23 protein-coding genes, 1 tRNA gene and 1 pseudogene are annotated in these 19,926 nt (G+C 43.5%); 20 read left to right on the top strand and 5 right to left on the bottom strand.

Annotation, left to right across the window (positions count from 1 at the left end):
- The first annotated feature begins 5 nt into the window (after window positions 1-5).
- The 10 genes from cydX (at window position 6) to nadA (ending at window position 7,128) form a co-directional block, all read left to right on the top strand.
- Window positions 6-113 (top strand): cytochrome bd-I oxidase subunit CydX, encoded by a 108-nt coding sequence (gene cydX, locus OCU74_RS09585; RefSeq protein WP_087479513.1) that lies wholly within the window; start codon window positions 6-8, stop codon window positions 111-113.
- Complete coding sequence (ybgE, locus tag OCU74_RS09580) at window positions 106-408, top strand: cyd operon protein YbgE (RefSeq protein WP_087479512.1); 303 nt, start codon at window positions 106-108, stop codon at window positions 406-408. The genes cydX and ybgE overlap by 8 nt, the downstream gene beginning before the upstream one ends.
- 154 nt (window positions 409-562) lie before the next feature.
- The gene (gene ybgC, locus OCU74_RS09575) at window positions 563-970 is read left to right on the top strand and encodes a tol-pal system-associated acyl-CoA thioesterase (RefSeq protein WP_087479511.1); all 408 of its coding nucleotides are present in this window, start codon (window positions 563-565) and stop codon (window positions 968-970) included.
- A 2-nt stretch (window positions 971-972) separates the two neighbouring features.
- A complete protein-coding gene (tolQ, locus tag OCU74_RS09570; protein ID WP_087479510.1) occupies window positions 973-1,656 on the top strand; it encodes a protein TolQ in 684 nt (227 codons plus the stop codon).
- Window positions 1,657-1,661: 5 nt separating this feature from the next.
- Entirely contained in the window at window positions 1,662-2,102 is a 441-nt protein-coding gene (locus tag OCU74_RS09565) for an ExbD/TolR family protein (RefSeq protein ID WP_087479509.1), read from the top strand.
- Between the two features lie 14 nt (window positions 2,103-2,116).
- On the top strand, window positions 2,117-3,127 hold the full coding sequence (gene tolA, locus OCU74_RS09560; RefSeq protein ID WP_087479508.1) for a cell envelope integrity protein TolA: 1,011 nt from the start codon (window positions 2,117-2,119) through the stop codon (window positions 3,125-3,127).
- 61 nt (window positions 3,128-3,188) lie between these two features.
- Window positions 3,189-4,514, top strand: a complete 1,326-nt coding sequence (tolB, locus tag OCU74_RS09555) for a Tol-Pal system beta propeller repeat protein TolB (protein ID WP_412556306.1) — start codon at window positions 3,189-3,191, stop codon at window positions 4,512-4,514.
- Window positions 4,515-4,546: 32 nt separating this feature from the next.
- Window positions 4,547-5,089, top strand: coding sequence for a peptidoglycan-associated lipoprotein Pal (gene pal, locus OCU74_RS09550; RefSeq protein ID WP_087479506.1), 543 nt, complete (start codon window positions 4,547-4,549; stop codon window positions 5,087-5,089).
- A 20-nt stretch (window positions 5,090-5,109) separates the two neighbouring features.
- Window positions 5,110-5,898 (top strand): tol-pal system protein YbgF, encoded by a 789-nt coding sequence (ybgF, locus tag OCU74_RS09545; protein ID WP_087479505.1) that lies wholly within the window; start codon window positions 5,110-5,112, stop codon window positions 5,896-5,898.
- 168 nt (window positions 5,899-6,066) lie between these two features.
- Window positions 6,067-7,128 (top strand): quinolinate synthase NadA, encoded by a 1,062-nt coding sequence (gene nadA, locus OCU74_RS09540; protein WP_087479504.1) that lies wholly within the window; start codon window positions 6,067-6,069, stop codon window positions 7,126-7,128.
- Window positions 7,129-7,202: 74 nt separating this feature from the next.
- Here the strand turns inward: nadA and OCU74_RS09535 are convergent, their stop codons facing one another.
- The gene (locus OCU74_RS09535) at window positions 7,203-7,781 is read right to left on the bottom strand and encodes a UPF0149 family protein (RefSeq protein ID WP_087479503.1); all 579 of its coding nucleotides are present in this window, start codon (window positions 7,779-7,781) and stop codon (window positions 7,203-7,205) included.
- A gap of 290 nt (window positions 7,782-8,071) precedes the next feature.
- Between OCU74_RS09535 and OCU74_RS09530 the strand changes: the two genes are divergently transcribed.
- From OCU74_RS09530 to OCU74_RS09520, 3 genes are all read left to right on the top strand, one after another.
- The gene (locus OCU74_RS09530; RefSeq protein WP_087479502.1) at window positions 8,072-8,515 is read left to right on the top strand and encodes an L-alanine exporter AlaE; all 444 of its coding nucleotides are present in this window, start codon (window positions 8,072-8,074) and stop codon (window positions 8,513-8,515) included.
- 157 nt (window positions 8,516-8,672) lie between these two features.
- Window positions 8,673-8,760: transfer RNA gene (locus OCU74_RS09525), tRNA-Ser, on the top strand.
- Window positions 8,761-9,603: 843 nt separating this feature from the next.
- Window positions 9,604-10,617 carry a ribonuclease T2 family protein gene (locus OCU74_RS09520; RefSeq protein ID WP_087479500.1) on the top strand — a complete coding sequence of 338 codons (1,014 nt, stop codon included), beginning with the start codon at window positions 9,604-9,606 and terminating at the stop codon, window positions 10,615-10,617.
- A 188-nt stretch (window positions 10,618-10,805) separates the two neighbouring features.
- On the opposite strand, the gene OCU74_RS22100 is transcribed toward OCU74_RS09520, so the two are convergent.
- Window positions 10,806-10,964 carry an endonuclease V gene (locus OCU74_RS22100; protein WP_390623649.1) on the bottom strand — a complete coding sequence of 53 codons (159 nt, stop codon included), beginning with the start codon at window positions 10,962-10,964 and terminating at the stop codon, window positions 10,806-10,808.
- 220 nt (window positions 10,965-11,184) lie between these two features.
- On the opposite strand from OCU74_RS22100, the gene OCU74_RS09515 reads away from it, so the two are divergent.
- The 5 genes and pseudogenes from OCU74_RS09515 (at window position 11,185) to OCU74_RS09495 (ending at window position 14,960) form a co-directional block, all read left to right on the top strand.
- Window positions 11,185-11,667 (top strand): tetratricopeptide repeat protein, encoded by a 483-nt coding sequence (locus tag OCU74_RS09515; RefSeq protein WP_087479499.1) that lies wholly within the window; start codon window positions 11,185-11,187, stop codon window positions 11,665-11,667.
- Window positions 11,668-11,797: 130 nt separating this feature from the next.
- Window positions 11,798-12,205 (top strand): annotated as a pseudogene (locus OCU74_RS09510) (aspartate/glutamate racemase family protein); the annotation flags it as partial.
- A 131-nt stretch (window positions 12,206-12,336) separates the two neighbouring features.
- On the top strand, window positions 12,337-12,918 hold the full coding sequence (locus tag OCU74_RS09505) for a hypothetical protein (protein WP_087479498.1): 582 nt from the start codon (window positions 12,337-12,339) through the stop codon (window positions 12,916-12,918).
- Between the two features lie 118 nt (window positions 12,919-13,036).
- Window positions 13,037-14,329 (top strand): glycosyltransferase, encoded by a 1,293-nt coding sequence (locus OCU74_RS09500; RefSeq protein ID WP_087479497.1) that lies wholly within the window; start codon window positions 13,037-13,039, stop codon window positions 14,327-14,329.
- A 157-nt stretch (window positions 14,330-14,486) separates the two neighbouring features.
- Window positions 14,487-14,960, top strand: coding sequence for an NYN domain-containing protein (locus OCU74_RS09495; RefSeq protein WP_087479496.1), 474 nt, complete (start codon window positions 14,487-14,489; stop codon window positions 14,958-14,960).
- Between the two features lie 196 nt (window positions 14,961-15,156).
- Here the strand turns inward: OCU74_RS09495 and OCU74_RS09490 are convergent, their stop codons facing one another.
- Together OCU74_RS09490 and OCU74_RS09485 are read right to left on the bottom strand one after the other, a co-directional pair.
- A complete protein-coding gene (locus OCU74_RS09490) occupies window positions 15,157-15,510 on the bottom strand; it encodes a bactofilin family protein (RefSeq protein WP_234993524.1) in 354 nt (117 codons plus the stop codon).
- An 8-nt stretch (window positions 15,511-15,518) separates the two neighbouring features.
- Window positions 15,519-16,472, bottom strand: a complete 954-nt coding sequence (locus OCU74_RS09485; RefSeq protein ID WP_087479494.1) for a M23 family metallopeptidase — start codon at window positions 16,470-16,472, stop codon at window positions 15,519-15,521.
- A 445-nt stretch (window positions 16,473-16,917) separates the two neighbouring features.
- Here OCU74_RS09485 and OCU74_RS09480 point away from each other — a divergent pair, with 445 nt between their 5' ends.
- Together OCU74_RS09480 and OCU74_RS09475 are read left to right on the top strand one after the other, a co-directional pair.
- Window positions 16,918-17,802 carry a DUF2167 domain-containing protein gene (locus OCU74_RS09480; protein WP_087479493.1) on the top strand — a complete coding sequence of 295 codons (885 nt, stop codon included), beginning with the start codon at window positions 16,918-16,920 and terminating at the stop codon, window positions 17,800-17,802.
- A gap of 23 nt (window positions 17,803-17,825) precedes the next feature.
- The gene (locus OCU74_RS09475) at window positions 17,826-18,524 is read left to right on the top strand and encodes a site-2 protease family protein (RefSeq protein WP_087479492.1); all 699 of its coding nucleotides are present in this window, start codon (window positions 17,826-17,828) and stop codon (window positions 18,522-18,524) included.
- 73 nt (window positions 18,525-18,597) lie between these two features.
- Here the strand turns inward: OCU74_RS09475 and OCU74_RS09470 are convergent, their stop codons facing one another.
- Window positions 18,598-19,677, bottom strand: a complete 1,080-nt coding sequence (locus OCU74_RS09470; protein WP_087479491.1) for a M35 family metallo-endopeptidase — start codon at window positions 19,675-19,677, stop codon at window positions 18,598-18,600.
- Between the last annotated feature and the right edge of the window lie 249 nt (window positions 19,678-19,926).

The following is a 19,926-nucleotide window of genomic DNA, read 5'->3' as shown; positions in this document are numbered from 1 at the left end:
AAGTTATGTGGTATTTTGCATGGATTCTGGGTGTTTTACTGGCTTGCTCTTTCGGTATCATCAATGCGTTATGGCTGGAACATAGCGAGATGATGGATAAAGATAGTGAGTGATTTTTCTGCCTTAGTTGAGCAGTGGCATCGCCCGGTTGATCATATTCTCTGGCGAATATTATTGATGGGCGTTGCTTTCTACCATGTTGCATTATTGATGTGGAATCCACAGGTCTACGCAGAGACGATTGGCGGTTTCAATTTTGTAATTGTAGTTTTGCTTATCTGGGCTATCTGCTCCAGTATGATTTTCGGGATCGGTTTCAAACCGAGACGATGGTTCTGGCAGATTATATTTACACCTTATCTCTCTGGTTGCGTATTGGTTTATTTTAGTCTGATCCGAATTATTTGAATAAAAAATTACCAATATTTAACCTCAGCAAAGAAAACGCAGCCATTGGCTGCGTTTTTTGTCCGAAAATTAAAAATTCATGTCGTCTCGTTCATGCGAAAGCCTTTGAGTTGCGTTATAGTAGGCTCTTATGCGAATCAGTTGGGGACGTTAAGTGCATCATTCTAAATCAGCTTCTTCTCGGTTACCTGTCACTATCTATTATGAAGACACCGATGCCGGTGGTGTTGTATACCATTCAAACTATCTTAAATTTTTTGAACGTGCACGGACAGAAATGCTCAGAGAGCAGGGGATATGCCAGCGAGATTTACTGGAACAAAGTATCGGCTTTGTGGTCCGAAGCATGGAGATTGATTTTCTGAAAGGTGCGCGTCTGGATGAACATTTAGAAGTTCTGACCCGGCTAATAGAGAAAAAAAAGGCTTCTTTAGTATTTTGTCAGGAGCTGGTTAATCCTGATCATGAGGTATTGTGTCGAGCAATAGTTAAGGTAGCATGTATTGACACGCAAAAAATGAAACCCCAGGGAATTCCCGACGCGGTATTTTCGGAGAAGTGACTGTGAGTGCTGAAATTTCGATACTTGATCTTTTTTTACAGGCCAGCTTTCTGGTCAAACTGGTGATGATGATCCTTTTAGGCATGTCAGTGATGTCTTGGGCGATGATTTTTAAAAGAACGAAAGCGTTGTCGACTGCTGAAAAGCAGGCAGCTTCATTTGAGGATCGCTTTTGGTCTGGTACGGATTTAACGGTTTTGTATCAGGAAGTGAAGAAGAGAAAAGATCAACTGAGCGGCAGTGAAGAAATTTTCTATTCTGGTTTTACTGAATTCGCCCGGTTAAGAAAGAATCATGCTTCTGAAGCCAATTTTGTGATGGATGGTACGGCTCGGGCCATGCGAGTTGCCGTTTCCCGTGAGGTCGAATCTCTGGAAACTCATCTGCCGTTTCTGGCAACAGTCGGTTCTATTAGTCCTTACATCGGTCTTTTCGGCACGGTATGGGGAATTATGCACGCTTTTATTGCTTTAGGTGCGGTGAAGCAGGCGACGTTATCGATGGTTGCGCCGGGGATTGCTGAAGCACTTGTCGCAACTGCGATGGGATTATTTGCTGCGATTCCGGCAGTTATGGCATATAACCGACTGACGACAATCGTCGGTAAACTCGAAACAAATTACGCAACTTTCTCCGAGGAGTTTCACAGTATTCTCCATCGTCAGGCCATGGCGGGTAGGGAGTAAGCTGTATGGCGGGTTACCAACCAAAAAAACGTAAAATGACCGCAGAAATTAATGTGGTGCCCTATATCGATGTGATGTTGGTCCTGTTAATCATTTTTATGGTGACATCCCCTTTTATCACTCAGGGTGTGGATGTTGAACTGCCAAAAACAGAAACGGCTAAGCCTGCATCTGAACTGGCGGGAGATGATGGTGGCTTCATTATTGTGGAAATCAATAAAGAAGGCGGCCTTGGTGTGAGTATTAATAATGAACCTTTTAAACGGGGATTATCTTTGCAGGATGCGATTGTTCTGGTGAAAGCTGAGCTGAGTTTGCATCCCGGCTCACCTGTAGCAGTCGGTGGTGAGGCGACAAGTCCTTACGCACAAATTGTGCGCGTACTGGATGAGCTGAGCAAAGCCGGCATCCCCAAGGTTGGTTTGTTAACAGATATCAGGGAATAAGCAATATAACCTTCATGAAAAAGAGAGAAGAAAAGCTGTCAGGTTTTACCGCACCACTTATCATTTCAATCGTGCTTCATGTGGTTTTGATTGGAGTGTTGATCTGGGGGGGACAGTTTTATCAGGAAAAACCACACCCGGTCGGTAATATGGTTCAGGCGGTTGTCATTGATCCTGCATTGGTGCACCAACAAGCCCAGCAGATTAAGGCAACCCGGGAAGCTGCTGCGCGGAAAGAGCAGGAACGTCTGGATCGATTACGTCGTGAAAGCGAGCGCCTTGAACAGAGTCGCAGGGATGAGGAAGAACGAATCCGGCAGTTGAAAGAGCAACAGGCGAGAGATGCAAAAGCTGCCAGAGAAGCCGAACAGCAACGTAAGAAAAAAGAGCAGGAGCGAATCGCTGAGGAACAGCGTGCTGCAAAAGCTGAGGCTGCCAGAAAAGCAAAAGAAGCCGCGATAGCGAAAGCAGAGCAGGAACGGGTTGCCCGTGAAAAAGCCGCTAAACTGGCAGCAGAAAAAGCCAGAAAAGAGCGGGAAGCAGCTCAGAAAGCGGAACAGGAACGTTTGGCGAAAGAGAAAGCAGCGAAACAGGCTGCTGAGAAAGCACGTAAAGAGAAAGCGCGTCTGGAAAAATTAGAGAAAGAAAGAAAACAGCAGGAAGCGGCCCTGAATGATATTTTTTCCGGTTTGCAGACTGAAGAACAACAGAACAGTAGTGCCCGGAGTCAGTATATTGAAAGTGAAGCGAATCGTTACGGTCAGATATATAGACAGCTAATTGAACAGAATCTAAGGCTGGAAGACACTTTTAAAGGTAAAAATTGCCGGGTCAACTTGCATTTCATTCCTACGGGAAGTGGTGCAATTGTCGGGAGCCTGAAAGTCTTAAGTGGAGATTCGGCTGTGTGTGCCGCAACACAGCGGGCGGTTGCTCAGGTACCATCTTTCCCTTTACCGAAAGATGATCCAGATGTTGTTAATAGGCTGAAAAATATTAATCTAACGGTTAAACCGAATATTTAATTTTGACTGAAGTACCAGAGAAAAGGAAAAGCTTGTGTTACAGCGATTGATTTTGACTTGTATGCTTCTCGTGATGTCAGGCATACAAACCGCAAATGCAGCATTAGAACTCGTCATCACTGACGGGATTAATTCAGCGAGGCCAGTCGCAATTGTTCCGTTTCAATGGGAGGGAAGTGCCAAATTACCTGAAGATGTTTCAGGTGTTGTATCTTCGGATTTACAGCGGAGTGGGAAATTCAGCCCGGTTGCAACCAGTAATATGCCACAGACTCCCTATGATGAATCAGACGTCAATGTAGATGCCTGGACCCGGTTGGGTGTTGATTCGTTGCTGACCGGCACGATCAAGCAGAATGCAGCCGGAAACTACGTGATTCATTATCAGTTGGTCGATATTGTTCAGGCGCAACTGTTAAAAGGCAAGAGACAGTCTCTGACACAGGATGGTCAGTTGGTTGAGTCAAAAGATTATGTATTGCTGAATAATATTGCAACAGTTTCTCCAAAACGTCTCCGGGAATATGCCCACCGAATTTCCGATTTGGTCTATGAAAAGTTGACCGGAGAGAGAGGCGCTTTCCTGACCAGAATTGCGTATGTGGTCGTTAATGATGGTGAAAGATATCCTTATCAACTGAGAATTTCGGACTATGATGGACATAATGAACGTTTAGTTTTGAGTTCGAAACAGCCACTAATGTCGCCGTCCTGGTCGCCCGATGGGAAAAGACTGGCCTATGTGAGCTTTCAGAATGGCCACGCAGAAATCTATATTATGAATATCTATACGGGGCAACGTGAAAAAATTTCGTCATTTCCTCGTCATAATGGTGCGCCAGTATTTTCGCCGGATGGCCAGTCATTGGCTCTGGTTTTATCGAAATCAGGAAGCTTACAGGTCTATATAATGGATCTGACTACGAAAAAAATTCACCAAATAACGCGGGGTAGATCAAATAATACAGAGCCTTTTTGGTATCCAAACGGAAAATCTCTGATATTTACCTCAGATCGGGGTGGTAAACCACAGATATATAAAGTAGATTTGTCTACTGGCGTGACAAATCGTCTTACTTGGCAGGGCTCACAAAATTTAGGTGGGCAGATTACGCCTGATGGGAAATTCTTGATCATGGTGAATAAAAACCAATCAGGATTTAACTTGGCAAAGCAGGATTTGGAAACAGGCAGTGTGCAAATTCTTACAAGAACTTTGCTCGACGAGTCTCCAAGTATTGCTCCTAACGGTGGTATGGTTATTTATAGTTCGATCTACAATAAAACCAATGTTCTATCTATGGTCTCTATTGACGGACGATTTAAAGCCAGGTTACCAGAGACAAACGGACGCGTAAGGGCGCCAGCGTGGTCACCGTTTCTGTAATGAGTCATGATTAAAAAATAAGGAAAACGAAGATGCAACTGAATAAAGTTCTTAAAGGGCTATTGATTGCACTACCAGTACTCGCGGTTACTGCGTGTAGCTCAAGCGATGATGCAGTGAGTGCCTCAGGCAATGAGACGACAACTAACCAATCTTCAACTGGTTCTGCAAATAGCACTGATACCACTGTTGTATCACCAGTTTCTGATAGCGGTAAGCTTTCTGAGCAGGAACTGAAAGAGAAGGTTCTTCAGGAGCAAACTGTATTCTTTGCTTTTGATAATTCAGCAATTTCATCGGATTATGAAGATATGCTGGCAGCACATGCGACTTATCTGAGTCAGCATCCGGCAATCAATGTTAAAATTGAAGGTCATGCGGATGAACGTGGTACACCGGAATACAATATTGCTCTGGGTGAACGTCGTGCAGAAGCAGTATACAAATATCTTCAGGCTCTGGGCGTACAAACCAGTCAAATGTCTATTGTGAGCTATGGTGAAGAGAAACCATTAGTTCGTGGACACAATGAAGCTGCATATGCCAAAAACCGTCGTGCAGTTATTGTTTACTAATCTGAAGAGATTGACTAAACATGTTCGGTAACCTACAGCGACAAGTTGTGCTTATGTTACTGGCCAGTGTAGCAGGCAGTGTGCTTGCTACACCAGCTCCGGTATCCGATTTGACAGGTGATGTTGAGCAAGTGTCTTCAACATCATCGGCGAGTCCGGAAACAAGAGTTGAGCGCCTGGAGCGTCTGCTCCAAAGTCGTAATCAACTGCAGCTGGAAATGCAGCAGCAGCTCGATGAAATGGCGACTGAAATTCAGCATTTGCGTGGTCAGGTGGAGAAGAACTCCCATGATATGGGACAAATGCTCACGCGACAACGGGAGTTATTTGTTGAAATTGACCGCCTCAGAGAAGAGCTCAAGTCAAAGAGCGGTCATGAAGTTCTGGCAGATTCAGAGACATCAGGACAGGCAGCTTCCACTGGAACATATAGTGAAAATGTCGATGAGCAGACTGCTTATCAGAATGCTGTTGATCTGATTCTGAAGAAAAGAGACTATGCTGGTGCTATCAATGCTTTTACGAAGTTTCAGCGTGATTTTCCCAAGTCTAATTTTGCGCCGAATGCGCATTATTGGTTAGGTCAGCTCTACTATGCGAAAAAACAGGATGACAAAGCAGTTGAGAGCTTTAAAGCTGTTTTAGCTTTTCCTAAATCGAACAAGCGCGCCGATGCGCTGGTAAAGTTGGGTGATATTGAGAAACGTCGCAAAAACTCGGAGCTGGCGAAACAGTATTATCAGCAAGTGATTGATGAATATCCTGACAGTGCTTCTGCTGAGTCAGCCAAACAGGCTATAGCTCAGTAATAGCGATATATACAAAGGGAGAACTGCAGTTCTCCTTTATATTTTCTGTTTCCTTCCGTTACCAACCTCAGCCAATCATTATATCAATAATTCCCTGAGCTGCTTTTGACACGCTCCTGAGAGCGTGTAAAATGCGCTGATTACTGGAAATTGCGTAGAGCAAGAGCAATGAGCCATATAACAGAACAAATTGATACCGTGTACCCATTTCCACCGAAACCGGTACAACTCTCAGAAGAACAAAAAACATTTTATACTGAAGAAATTAAGCGACTCCTGATTGAGAAAGAAGCCGTTCTGATTGCCCACTATTATACGGATCCAGAAATTCAGGCTCTCGCTGAAGCGACTGGCGGATTTGTGGGTGATTCTCTGGAAATGGCCAAATTTGGCAACAAACACCCGGCTAAAACATTGTTGATCTGCGGCGTTCGGTTTATGGGGGAATCCGCTAAAATTCTGACACCGGAAAAATGCATTCTGATGCCAACACTGGAAGCAGAGTGTTCTTTGGATCTTGGTTGCCCTGTGGATGAGTTTTCTGCCTTTTGCGATGCACACCCGGATCATACGGTTGTTGTCTATGCGAATACTTCAGCGGCAGTGAAAGCTAGAGCTGACTGGGTTGTGACGTCCAGTATTGCATTGGACATTGTCGAACATCTGGATGCTGAAGATAAGAAAATCATCTGGGGGCCAGATCGCCATCTGGGTTCGTACATTGCCAAAAAAACCGGTGCAGACATGCTGCTATGGCATGGTGAGTGTATTGTTCATGATGAATTCTCTGCTGATGCACTGAAAAAAATGAAAGCGTTGTATCCGGAAGCGGCAGTATTGGTGCATCCTGAATCACCTTCAAGTGTGGTTGATTTGGCCGATGCTGTTGGCTCGACGAGCCAGTTGATTAAAGCAGCCAAGGCTTTGCCTCATCCACAGATGATTGTGGCGACTGATAGAGGCATCTTCTTTAAGATGCAGCAGCTTGTGCCTGAAAAAGAGCTGATTGAAGCACCAACAGCCGGAGCTGGTGCAACATGCCGGAGCTGTGCTCATTGTCCCTGGATGGCGATGAATGGCCTCCAGGCCATTGAAAAAGCGCTCAGAAATGGTGGTGAAGAACACGAGATCTTTGTTGATGAATCCATCCGGGTTAAATCACTAATCCCGTTGAATCGTATGCTGGACTTTGCAGAGCAGCTTAACCTTTCAGTGAAGGGCAACGCATAATTAAAGCATACAGAGTAATGGACAAAGGGAAGGTAATTGACCTTCCCTTTTTTGATGCTTGTAATTTAATTAACCTAGCCGTCAGATTCTGCGAGCATCTGAGCCCGTTGACTCAATCCTGATAGCATCATTGGCATAGCCTGATAGATTTCTTCAAATTGTGCCATGGCATCGGCACCCGCTTCATTTAACGTAGCTAGTGCGGTTTCCGGATCGTACAGCATTGTCATCGAGAGTAAAACGCCTCCGAGTAACGCTCCATTTTCAGTCTCAGATGGCATCAGTGACTCCCAGTCATCTTTGGTGAACTGCCAGCCCTGCAACATTCCCTCACAAAAATCCCGGGTAGCCTGATTGACGATTTCCTCTTCATCAAGCAGACACTGTTTCGGCCAGCTCCATGAGCCAGCGAGTAATGCTTCCCGCGATTCATTCCATAGCTGGACCACTTGCTGGCAATAAGCTTCGAGATAGGCTGGTTCAGAGAAAGGAGAAACCTCACTTCCTCCCCAAAGGTAGGGAAGCCATTCCTCCGGTGAAATCAAATAGGGAGAAGCAGCCAGAGAGACAATGAATCCCTGCATCTGTTCTTCGTTGAGCAGTTGTTCGGATTGTTCTACCGACGCAATAATTTCAGTAAGTGTCAAATTCATGCCTGATCAAATCAATTGTGTGGGTGGAATGACATGGTATTTGAAATTGCACAAAGTTGCGAGACGTCACTACTGTTTCTTTGGTGAATCTCTTTTGTATCGAAATGTTGATCTGATTTTGTTGGTTTTTTTACATGTATTTAACTTTCAATTTTTGTAGTTTTTAATTCTATATTTTTGCTATTAAACTAGTCAATTAATAGAAAAATACACAAATAATTGGTGATTAATTTCTTAAATATTGTGTTTTAATGCGCGCAAATAATGTTGCTTTTTTGGTGTGAGACAGTATGAAAAATAGTGCGCCTTTTTGTGTTCGTCATGCAGCTGCCGATACGTTCGCGATGGTGGTGTTCTGTTTCATCACCGGGATGGGAATTGAGGTATTCATCTCCGGTATGACACTGGAACAGTCTTTGTCTTCAAGACTGCTTTCCATTCCGGTGAATATCGCGATTGCATTGCCATATGGGCTTTTCCGTGATTTTGTCCTGCGTACCGGGCGACGTTTTTCTCCCAGTGCATGGATGAAAAATGGTTGTGACTTGATCGCCTATGTGGCATTTCAGTCGCCAGTGTATGTTGGGATCTTACTTGCTGTCGGGGCTACGTCTGAACAGATTGTGACAGCTGTTACCAGTAATGCCGTGATTTCTTGTGGTATGGGCGTTGTTTATGGTTATTTTCTGGATTGCTGTCGCCGTTGGTTCCGGGTGCCGGGTTATTATGCCTGAAGCAGGGATTGGCTATGGAACTGTATAGATAAACGGCCAATGAGCTAAATTATGACCACTTAACTGCAAAAGCGCGATTTTTACTGTTTTTCTCCTTGACCTTATCCCGAAGAATCATTAAATTAGCGCCCCGTTGAAGCAATAATTTCAACGATTCGGTGAGTTGTCCGAGTGGCTGAAGGAGCACGCCTGGAAAGTGTGTATACGGCAACGTATCGAGAGTTCGAATCTCTCACTCACCGCCACATTCAAGGCCGTAGATGTTCGTCTGCGGCCTTTTTCGTTTCTGAAGTTCTTATAAATCAATTAGTTATCTTCCATTATCGTCCGTTGATGTTCGTCAACTTCCACAGATTTGATGTATGCCGTTATGTATGCTTTTATGCAGACTGAAAAATCAGCATACATTTTATGGCAATAAAAACTCGCAATCCGGCATACATTTCTTAATTTTGTGTATGCCTGAACTTCTCTCTGACTACTTGGAATAAAAGACTTTTTGTCAAAAGCATACTACCTGGAAGGAAGTCAACGACCAGCTCCGTCAGGGGCACTATTTCTTTAAGGATATTCGCGAAGAAGGGATTGAAATCTTCGCCGCGACACCGAAAGAACTGGCCGAGCCGGGCAATCTGACTGATGAGGAACGCCGTGAAATTGTTGAATTTAATCCCGTTGCCAGTACGATCCCTGACCTTCGGCACTTTGACCGGGATCTCGCTCAATCAACAGGAGATACCGCAATCCCTTCAACACATACACCAGAAATCACTATATCTCTTTTTTGTGTCCGTATTACCTTTCTATAACACTTGTATCTAAACCGGATAAAAGAGATGGCATCAGGTCTGAATTATCCGCTCCGGCTGGGAGCTTTAAGGGGCAGTCCTTCCAATGATTTTTACCCCATGAACTGGAAGACTAAACCGGGATTGACCCGGTTATTGCGGCATGTCCGGTGAAAAAACAGTGTCATTATTATTTCGCAAAAATAATATGACACTAAGTTTTATTTAACTACTTTCTTATTTAATTTGATATGTTTAATATTGTGACGCTTACACATACTTATACAGGAAATTTGTTAAATGAAACTAAAAACTCTGTTGGCTGTTTTTTCTGCCCTGGCACTGTTGTTCGGTGTTGTCGGGCAGAGTTCCGCGGTGACTTTCTCTGGTACTTTTTATGCCAGCCAGTCATGTCCGGCTTATCAATCAAAAAACAAGAAAACCAATCCTGATAACATCTATCTGGTTTCCGGGCAGTCTTACCAAATTCGTGAGGCGAATAAAAATGACGCCACCTGGTACCGGGTGGTGGTTGAAAATGCTAATCCGCAGTTGCGTTGGGTCTCTGTCAGTTGTGGTGAGGTAAAAGGTGATGATTCTTCTTCATCTGGCAGCTCTGGTTCATCTGGCAGCTCGGGTTCTGGCAGCTGTTCAACGGCGGGTCAGGAAGACAGTTATGTCTTTGCTCTCAGCTGGCAGCCAGCTTTCTGTGAAACACACACATCAAAGCCTGAATGTAAGGTCACGGATTCCAGCGCTTATCAGGCCGGAAACTTTACCCTGCATGGTTTATGGCCGAATAAAGCCTCTTGTGGCACAAGTTACGGATTCTGTGGCAGTTATTCTCACTCGGTGAGTCCTTTCTGCAGCTATGATGCGGTTCCGATGTCATCATCGACGCTGGCATTACTGGGACAATATATGCCAAGTGCAGCCTATGGTTCTTGTTTACAACGTCATGAATGGTACAAGCACGGTACCTGCCAGACGCAAAGAAACGCGGATGAATATTTTAAAACTGCGATTCGTCTGCAAAAAGAATTTAACCAGAATGTCGCTTATTTCATGCAGGAGCATCTCGGTGAATCTGTCTCCACACAGGACTTTTTTGATGTTGTGGATCAGGCGTTTTTCGACGGAGCGTATAAACGGTTACAGATTTCATGTAAGAACAGTAAATTAGTGGATGTCTATATTAATTTGCCGAAACAACTGGATGAAAATGCTTCCCTTGAAAGCTTAATGATGGATGCTGATCCGAAGTTTTCTAACCAATGTGGCAGCAGCTTCATTGTGGATGAAATCGGCTTTTAATCATCCGTTCTGACTGATAAAAAAGAAGGCGGTTTTCCCGCCTCCTTCTTGTGATTACATTGGTATAAAACCCGGTTCAATCCGGGTTTTATTTATTTCCCAGTGCTTTTCTTAAGGTATTGACCAGATGATCGGCCTGCCGGGTTGTTTCCGGCAGACAATATTTTGGTGCCGCTTTCAGGACCCATTTACAGGCGGTTTCGTATCAGGTCCGGTGTTTGTTGTACTTTTTCAAAGGCTTTGAGTAGTGGCGGGAGTTCCCTGAACGAGAATAAACCCGGAATATACGGAAAATGAACTTCATCCTCCGCCGTTTGGGTTTCGATGACTTCAAGGGTGCAGGTCAGAGTGAATATATATACCCAAGTAACCTCAAGATGCAGGATTCAGAGTGTCTTCAATCTCTGCCTTGCCTCTGAGCCCAGTGATTCTCGCTGAAACTGCATCTTGAGGTCATTTTGTATAACTGAAGAGTCGGATGCGGTAATTGGTAATTCCGCATGTCCGGATCTGTGCGGGGCCGTCTCAGTAGTGGGGCTCTACCGCGATTAAACGCTGAGGTGGATAATGGATTCAGTCATTGAGAAAGCGATAGAAGCGAGAAAAGCAGGGAAGTATGATGAATCCAGAAATTTATTGTTTCCTTTATTAAATATTGCCGAGTACAAAGCGAAAGCGAGTTTACAAATAGCTTGGTCTTACGACAATGAGGGGAAGGAACAAGAAGCTATCAAATACTACGAGTTGGCATTATCGGGTAGCTTGTCCGCAGTTGAGCGTTTTGATTCACTCTTTGGCTTATCCTGTACTTTACGTAGCCTTGGTGATTATCCTAAGGCTCTGAAATGCTTCGAGCAAACATTGGCTGAGTTTCCCGATTCGGCGGAGGTTCAGCCATTCTATGCAATGTGTTTATACAATGTGGGTCGGCATAAAGAAGCGGTATCTCTATTATTAAAGCTGTTGGTTTCAGCAACGGATAATGATGAAATAAAAAGGTATCAACAAACAATATCACTCTATGCCAACGATTTAGACAAAACATGGTAATCTGAAACACACTTATAGCAATCGGTTTAAGCCGACTGTCAACGCGGGGCATTTGTAGTTCCAAACGGTTTTGTGGTTACGGCGCATTGCAGAAAGTTGGTTATTGTGTTGGCAGCAACTAAACCGGGCGCATATTGCCGATGCAACAGCCAATAAATTGGTTGCTGACGGAGTTAAAAAAGTTGGGTTACTTGGTACTCGCTTCACAATGGAACAAGATTTTTATAAAAGTCGTTTAGTTGATAAATTTGGTATTGATGTAGTTGTTCCTAATACCAGTGATCAGACAGTTGTTCACATCATTTATGATGAATTGTGTCGGGGTGTTATTCGCTCTGAGTCAAGAGAACAGTATTTGAATATTGTAAACGGATTGCATGAACAAGGTGCTGAAGCGGCGATACTTGGGTGTACTGAAATTGCTCTACTTATTCAACAAGAGCATACACGAGTACCACTGTACGATACGACTGGAATTCATGCTGCTCAGGCTGTTCAGGCTGTTCAGTTAGCAATATCTGATGACATGGCAATATAACGAAGCAATCAAGGTGATACGTTACATTTGGTAGTTGTAGTTTGGAGTTTAGTGCATTTTGCTTGCTCGGCTCCACATTTTTGCAAGCATTACTCTGTCGTTTAACGTGGCGTTTAGTTTTCGGAGGAATAGTGAAGTACATTTATATTTTGACCGTTTCTGTACTATTGGCATCTTGCACCAATGTGGAAGGCTGGAAGGCAAGACTAAATAATGGTGTATATGTAAGTGAGTCCGGTGAATTTCAGGTGGAGAATCCTATAGATTCCGGCTTCTGCCTAAAAGTTGAGGATAGCCTCTCGGATAACTCAGAAACAGTAGGGTTTCGCGAATGTCATGGATATATTGCTGAACACTATGGCTTAACTTGGTACAAAGTTGAAACTATGAGTGAAGATGCATTCTATGAAAAAACTGAAAGATCATTCATTCCACGTTTTGCTAAAGACATATTTAATCCAATTGATGAAGGTGTTTTGGTGAGCTCCTCAAGAGAGCGAATAAACGGTAAGCCCGCCATTGTTTTTATCGTGAAGACAAAAACAGGAAAGGAGCAGCTCATGTTAAAAAGCACCTCAATTCTATATGGAGATCGTGTTCTATCGATATCTGTTGGCTATGACATGAGTAAAACTGACTCTTGGATAAAACCGGGTAGTGACAGAATGTTTGATATCTATAATAAATTTGTCAGCAGTTTTGTGAAAAACTAACACTATGCCCGATGAAAATCATATGTCATCTCCACCATCTATTACTTCACGAGGGTTACGCTATATTAATGGTTGTTGGAGACCTAACAATTGAACAGATTAAAAAAGCAGGCACGCCATGAATATTCTCATTCTCACATATGGATCGCGTGGTGATGTACAGCCATACATAGCATTAGGCAAAGGACTGCAACAAACAGGGAATCAAGTAACACTGGCGACCAGCGTACGTTTTCAGGACTTTGTGGAAACTCACGATCTGAATTACGCCTATATGAATGATGATTTGCTCTCTATTGTTGATACCGATGACGGCAAAGATTTAATGGAAAAAGCTGATAATGTCTTCGAGATCATTAAACAGGGCATAAAATTAAAAAAACAAGTCAAACCCGCCAACCAAGCCTTGCTCCGAGAAAGTTGGGAAGCCGCGCAGCAAGCCGATCCGGATTTTATCATTTATCACCCCAAAGCCCTTGCTGCCGTCCCTATTGCAGAAAAACTTGGCATTGGTTGTACTTTGGCAACGCCCATACCGATGTTTGTGCCAACCGACGCATTTCGTTTTCCGGCCTTCCCTAATCTTAATCTGGGCGGTTGGTATAATCGTTTCACATTTCATGCAATCAGAATTCTCACAAACATGGTTGTAAAGGAATATATTCAGGATTTCCGCAAAGAGATTGGCTTAAAGCCTGTTAACAAATTTGATTCCATCAAAACTGCAAATGGTGGTGATATCCCGATCCTGCATATTTATAGTGAAGCCGTTGTGCGACGCCCTGATGACTGGCCGGATTGTGCACAGGTCACTGGTTACTGTTTTTTGGATGACGCCGTAGACTGGACACCACCTCAGAATTTGGTCGATTTTCTAGAAGCCGGAGAACCACCCATTTATATCGGCTTCGGCTCTATGTCGGGACGCGATCCTGAGAGACTTGCTAAAATTGTCATTGAGGCTCTACAAAAAGCAAATCTGCGCGGGATCATTGCTACCGGTTGGGGTGGGTTAAAGACCGAAGACTTACCCGATACAATTTTCAAAATTGAGCAGGCTCCTCATGATTGGCTCTTCCCAAAAATGGCAGCCGTCGTTCATCACGGCGGGGCAGGAACAACCGCCGCGGGTTTACGTGCCGGAAAGCCGTCTGTTATTGTTCCATTTTTCGGTGATCAGCCATTTTGGGGTCAACGTGTACATGAAATTGGTGCAGGGCCAAAATCTATCCCTCAAAAAAAGCTGGATGTGGCATCACTGTCGGAGGCTATGCACGAAGCCACAACCAACCAGGCTATCATCAAAACCGCCAAAGACATCGGTGAAAAGATCAGAAAGGAAGATGGTATCGGAAACGCTATATCTTTTATCGAAGAACAGGCCCAATTATCATGGATAGTCAGAATTTAAAAACCATCGCCACCAAGGGAGGGATATAACTGTATTTGACACTGCAAGGCGGCACAAATAAGCCAAGGGTGATGTTGTGTATGATTACATATTTATACCTTCACACTATTAGAACGGTCTTAATGAGATTGGTTTATATTAAAATTGGGAAAACATAGTGAAAAGAGTCTTGATTCTGGTTGATGTACAAAATGTATATTACACAACCAGACAAAAATATAATCGCAGATTTGATTACAACAAATTCTGGTCAGTTGTGACAGCCGATGCGAAAGTAGTAAAAGCAATAGCATATGCGATCGATCGGGGTGATCAGAAGCAACGGGAATTTCAAAATATACTGCGCGCGATCGGTTTTGATGTGAAGCTGAAGCCATTTATACAACGTTCAGATGGTTCTGCAAAAGGTGACTGGGATGTAGGCATTGCTATCGACGCTATGGAATATTCTGATATTGTGGACACCATTGTTTTGGTCTCTGGGGATGGTGATTTCGATATTCTCGTCGACAAATTGCGCCAAGATCGCGGAAAGAGTGTTGAGGTTTATGGTGTGGCTAGCTTGAGTTCTGATTCTCTAAAGAAATCTGCGAGTCATTTTATATCCATAGACGAAGAATTACTGTTGTAGCCGCGCCCCAAAATGCCTGACAAGGTAATTAGACTTCCGCTCTAGTGACTAGCCTTTTTAGGTCAGCCAAAACCTTGGGAAAACGACAGGTTTTTCTTACCCTAGGTGATATAGTCATTTAAGGCTAACTGACCCTGACAGACACCAACACCAAAGTGAGTCAGATAACTGCCAGATCAGTTCAGCGTTCGAATGACTACGATTTTTGCCCCTGTGGTGCCTTTTTGGCCTGAGGCTCGGTTTTCTGAGATGAAGCCAGACTATCTGCTGTTTTCGCTTCCTGAAAATCGACAATTTGCTGTTCCGGTGCTGGTTGAGCCACACCGTTAAAGCGTCCGCCCTGTTCAATACTGAGATCTTCTGTATAGAGTGTGCCGTCCACTTGCCCTTTACTTAAGATTTCAATCCGGCTGGCGTAGCAGGTGCCTTCAAAAGTGCCGTTGATAATCAGGTGATCCGCATAGATCTCGCCACTTGCAGAGCCGGATTCACTAATGATCAGAGTCTTGTCCGTATGAATATGACCTTCAATCCGGCCATCAACCTGCATGTTGTTCTCTACTTTGAACTGACCGTTAATGGTACAGCCTTCAGCGATGAGAGTTGTAACTGAGCACTGACTCTTTGCTCTACGTTGTTTACCAAAGATTCCCATCTTACTCCTCCGACTTTCGTAAAGATCGTATCAAAATTATTAATCCCCCATTCAACAAAGGGTTTCGGATTTAACGACCGTCCAACAAAGCGAATCTCATAATGCAGATGAGGGCCGGTGCTCAGCCCCGAATTTCCCACATAACCAATGAGATCACCTTTCTTCACAAACTCGCCCATCTTAACAGCAAACTTATTCATATGAGAATATGAACTGGAAAAGCCGAACGAGTGTCTTAATCTCAGGTAGTTTCCTGAGCCTTTTACCGTACTGGGGCGAACAACTTCAACAACTCCATCTGCGGGGGCGTAAATTTCTGTCCCTTTCGGGGCTGAAAAATCCTGACCGCGGTGGAATTCAGTCTTTCCTGTTACCGGGTTAATCCGGCGCCCATAATCAGAAGACATTCTGGTTTGCTTAACCGGTGTGCCGTTTGGTATCTGACTCAGTAGTACCATTCGCACTGAAGATGTAATCGTTGCAGTGTCCAACCGTGATTCAAGAGTCGCGTCATCCGAATCTTCTACACCCAACACCTTTTCCAGATCGCCAAGCCGATCCGATACCGTCTGCATCTTCTCTTCACGGTCTAACAGCTCACTTTGTAAACCGATTTTTAGTTTTTTAAGCGAGGCAACATCTTCAGACAAAGACATTGACTGGCTTTCAAGTTCTTTTTGCTTCGATTTAGCAAAATCAACTTCATTCATCAGGTAATAAATGACGGCTGCAGTTCCAACCACAGCAACAATCAGAAGATAGCCAGCACTTTTTATACATTTCTGGTACCATCGTCCGATATGGAAATGACGAGTTCCGTTTATAGAAGACACTGATATAACAACGTTTTCTTTCATACACCTATCAGCCTTCGTAATAATAATGTCATGATTCTATCAGGTTTCTGTCAATGGTTGAATTTTCAGGAGTGATCTTGAGCAGAAAACAGACCAGAACTGGAATATTTTTTGATTTATAAAACCGATTGCAGCTTTGGTTTATTGACGAATAACATTCTTTTCTTTGATGGATGGTGTCTCGGGTAGGGGATTAGATACTATTACCAAAAAATAGATAAGGTCATATATTATATGTGATTTTTGTTGCGAAGTTGTAGTGTTAAACTTATGTAATAAATATACCCTGGAAAATGTGGCTGATAATTTTGATTAAAATCATTCTGTTATATTAATCGGCTGATTTTTTTACTTTGACCTGTTTATTTTTCGAAAATCAGTTAAAATTCCCCGACTTTTATTACGTCAATTATCAATTGTATTTCCTTTATTCAGGGCTATTTCAATGAAAAAACTCTTATGGCTATTGTTGGCCTGCTTTGCCGTTAATACTTATGCAGATAATCAGGAAGCAGATACAACAGAAGCACAAATGACTGCTGAGCAGTTTATGGCTTCACTGGCCCCACAATCTGGCTACATTCAATTACCGGGTGGTGTTGCTGAACTGAATTTGTCTGATAGGTTTCAATATCTGACACCGGAAAGCACGGAACGTCTACTCGTGGATGCATGGGGAAATCCTCCGGGCAATGAGACTCTGGGAATGATCATTCCCGCAACAACCAGCCCACTGAGTCGCGAAGGCTGGGGTGTGATTATCACTTATCAGGAAGATGGACATGTTCAGGATTCTGATGCAGACGATATTGATTATGATGATCTGCTGGATGATATGAAGGATGAAAATAAAGCTGCGAACAAAGCCCGGATTGAAGCGGGTTATGGTTCTATGGTTCTGGTTGGTTGGGCTGAGTCTCCCAGATATGATAAAGCAACTCACAAATTTTACTGGGCCAAAGAATATAAAACAGATAACACTGAAGAAAATTCGCTGAATTACAATATTCGCGTTCTTGGTCGTAAAGGTGTTCTGGTATTGAATGCCGTTGCAGGAATGGAGCAGCTTGACACTATCAAACAGGAAACTCCGGAGTTGTTGTCACTGACAGAATTTACTCAGGGCAACCGTTATGATGATTTTGACAGCAATACGGACCATGTTGCTGAGTATGGCCTTGCTGCGTTGGTTGCCGGTGGTGTCGCTGCTAAAATGGGACTATTTGCGAAGTTGCTAGCCTTGCTGATCGCCTTTAAGAAAATAATTATCATAGGTGTGCTTGCGGTGGGTGGCCTGTTGGCAAAACTGTTCGGCAAAAAATCAAAGTAATCCGATTTATAAGTGAGTATTGAATGAAAATCCTGCTGGCTATTTTTAGTGGCCTGAAATTTGGAAAATTGCTGACTACAGGTGGCACCATGTTGCTGTCTATGCTGGCTTATTCATGGATTTTTGGCTGGCCTTATGCGGTGGGATTTGTTCTGCTTCTGCTGGTACACGAGCTGGGTCACTATGTTGCTGCGCGTCAGCGTGGACTGAATGTTGGAGTACCAACATTTATTCCATTTGTTGGTGCCTGGATTCAACTCAAAGAGCAGCCAATGAATGTGGAGACAGAAGCCTATGTTGCTCTGGCCGGACCGGTTACCGGAACAGCTGCGGCCATGGGCTGTTATTGGTTGGGACGAGAATATGGCAGTCAACTGCTGATGGTGTTGTCCTACGTTGGTTGTATGCTCAATCTGTTTAACCTGATTCCTGTATCGCCACTGGACGGTGGCCGAATTACAGCCATTATCTCACCTAAAGTCTGGTTGCTGGGATTACCATTACTGGTCGGGCTATTTTTTTATAATCACAGCCCGATGTTAATCCTGATCGCTGTGCTCGCTTACCCGCAAATCAAACGGGCTATCTGGCCTGATAATTCTCTTCCTGAGGAATATTACCGGGCAGATATTAATGACAGAGTGAATTACGCAGTATTGTATTTAGGCTTGGTGGCTTTTCTTGGCATGATGTCTTATTCGCTGCACCAGAATTTAAGCTGAATATATCGAGAGAGCGGACCGAGAAAAACCGAAAGCATCGCTTCGATGCTTTCGGTCAGCAGAGGTAAAGTTATTACAATCTTGGATTGTTCTCAGCAAAGTATTCGTGAGAGTCTGCGTTGTTTACAGCCTGACTTGGTGATGATTGCGCCAGGCGACGAGCATTGTACTGTCCGTAAGCCACATCATCTGTGCCACCATTGACACTAAAGTGACTCATTTCATGAATCAGTGTTCCCGCTTTTGAATCTGTCCCTGTGACCGGTGCAGACCAGAATGCATTACATAAGTGGATGTGGTATGGCTGATTCGGGTAGACGTAAGCATATGCGCTTGAAAGATCACCTTCACAGTAACAGTCCGCTGTTACTGTCCGGTTTACCAGAGCATCTGAAATTTTCTGGAAGTGACTCGATACGGTGTTGTAACGGCTGCTTGAATATGAGCCAAACCAAGTTGTATAGCGGCTGGTTCGTTGACCTGCACGATAGTAATCATAAGCTGATTCGGACATATTCCGGGCTGCACTGACAGCTGAATTGATTTGACTTTTCTGGCTGTTCGAGCAACTGCCGACATAGTCAATTCTGCCTGCCAGAGTCGCTGTATCAAACAACGCTGAGTTATTGATGGTTGCGACCTTTGGGCTAACACCCTCGACCCAGAAGCTCACATCATTTGAGCTTAATGTCTGTACTTTGTCTTCGCTCTGAAGCTTCGCTTTTCCTTCCGATTTGACTAAATCTAATGCGCTGACATTGAATTGCACGTTATATGTGCCTTTCTGCGTCATATCATAGAAGGAAGACAGATCGACAGTTTGGGTAACAGTCTGACCTGAAGACAATGTCATATAATCTTTGGATGTTGGTGCTGAGCGCTTAATGATCGGTCCTGTGTACGTCACGGCTTCGCCATCTACGGTGACTGTAAATGCATTTTTCTGCAGTTTATTGTTATTGATCAGGTACCAATTTAAGACATCAACACTCTCTTGTCCTGTGTTGGTAATGGTTAACTCGACTTTTACATCATTTCCTTCTGCATAAGATTGATTTAAAGGGGTTACAGTAACATCCAGAGAGTGAGCATAAGCCAGAGATGACATACTTCCTAATACTGCACTAATTAATAAACTTGTCTTGTTATTCATTAAGTGAACTCCATTTTGTTGTGTAATAGATCCTTTATAAGCATTCCCGTTATTGATGAAATTGCTTAAATTAGGACGCGTCAAGTTATTTAAAGTAAACTATCATTTGCTTTAAATATACTGATATGTTTGTTTTTATAGTTTAATAATGATTGGGTTTTATTATGTTGTATTTGTGTTTTTATGTAAAGTTAGAGTTGGGGTAATATCCTGATATTTTGTTGTTGATGTTTATTTTTGTTTTTTAAA

The sequence above is a fragment of the Vibrio mangrovi genome, from assembly GCF_024346955.1.
Taxonomy (GTDB): domain Bacteria; phylum Pseudomonadota; class Gammaproteobacteria; order Enterobacterales; family Vibrionaceae; genus Vibrio; species Vibrio mangrovi.
This window is presented reverse-complemented; position numbering and strand designations above follow the sequence as displayed.

Excerpts from the sequence above, each read along its gene's own strand:
- cydX (WP_087479513.1), top strand. The coding sequence starts at position 6 with ATGTGGTATTTTGCATGGATTCTGGGTGTTTTACTGGCTTGCTCTTTC.
- OCU74_RS09565 (WP_087479509.1), top strand. The coding sequence starts at position 1,662 with ATGGCGGGTTACCAACCAAAAAAACGTAAAATGACCGCAGAAATTAAT.
- tolA (WP_087479508.1), top strand. The coding sequence starts at position 2,117 with ATGAAAAAGAGAGAAGAAAAGCTGTCAGGTTTTACCGCACCACTTATC.
- tolB (WP_412556306.1), top strand. The coding sequence starts at position 3,189 with ATGCTTCTCGTGATGTCAGGCATACAAACCGCAAATGCAGCATTAGAA.
- pal (WP_087479506.1), top strand. The coding sequence starts at position 4,547 with ATGCAACTGAATAAAGTTCTTAAAGGGCTATTGATTGCACTACCAGTA.
- ybgF (WP_087479505.1), top strand. The coding sequence starts at position 5,110 with ATGTTCGGTAACCTACAGCGACAAGTTGTGCTTATGTTACTGGCCAGT.
- nadA (WP_087479504.1), top strand. The coding sequence starts at position 6,067 with ATGAGCCATATAACAGAACAAATTGATACCGTGTACCCATTTCCACCG.
- OCU74_RS09535 (WP_087479503.1), bottom strand. The coding sequence starts at position 7,781 with ATGAATTTGACACTTACTGAAATTATTGCGTCGGTAGAACAATCCGAA.
- OCU74_RS09530 (WP_087479502.1), top strand. The coding sequence starts at position 8,072 with ATGAAAAATAGTGCGCCTTTTTGTGTTCGTCATGCAGCTGCCGATACG.
- OCU74_RS09520 (WP_087479500.1), top strand. The coding sequence starts at position 9,604 with ATGAAACTAAAAACTCTGTTGGCTGTTTTTTCTGCCCTGGCACTGTTG.
- OCU74_RS09515 (WP_087479499.1), top strand. The coding sequence starts at position 11,185 with ATGGATTCAGTCATTGAGAAAGCGATAGAAGCGAGAAAAGCAGGGAAG.
- OCU74_RS09500 (WP_087479497.1), top strand. The coding sequence starts at position 13,037 with ATGAATATTCTCATTCTCACATATGGATCGCGTGGTGATGTACAGCCA.
- OCU74_RS09490 (WP_234993524.1), bottom strand. The coding sequence starts at position 15,510 with ATGCAGGTTGATGGCCGGATTGAAGGTCATATTCATACGGACAAGACT.
- OCU74_RS09485 (WP_087479494.1), bottom strand. The coding sequence starts at position 16,472 with ATGAAAGAAAACGTTGTTATATCAGTGTCTTCTATAAACGGAACTCGT.
- OCU74_RS09480 (WP_087479493.1), top strand. The coding sequence starts at position 16,918 with ATGAAAAAACTCTTATGGCTATTGTTGGCCTGCTTTGCCGTTAATACT.
- OCU74_RS09475 (WP_087479492.1), top strand. The coding sequence starts at position 17,826 with ATGAAAATCCTGCTGGCTATTTTTAGTGGCCTGAAATTTGGAAAATTG.
- OCU74_RS09470 (WP_087479491.1), bottom strand. The coding sequence starts at position 19,677 with ATGAATAACAAGACAAGTTTATTAATTAGTGCAGTATTAGGAAGTATG.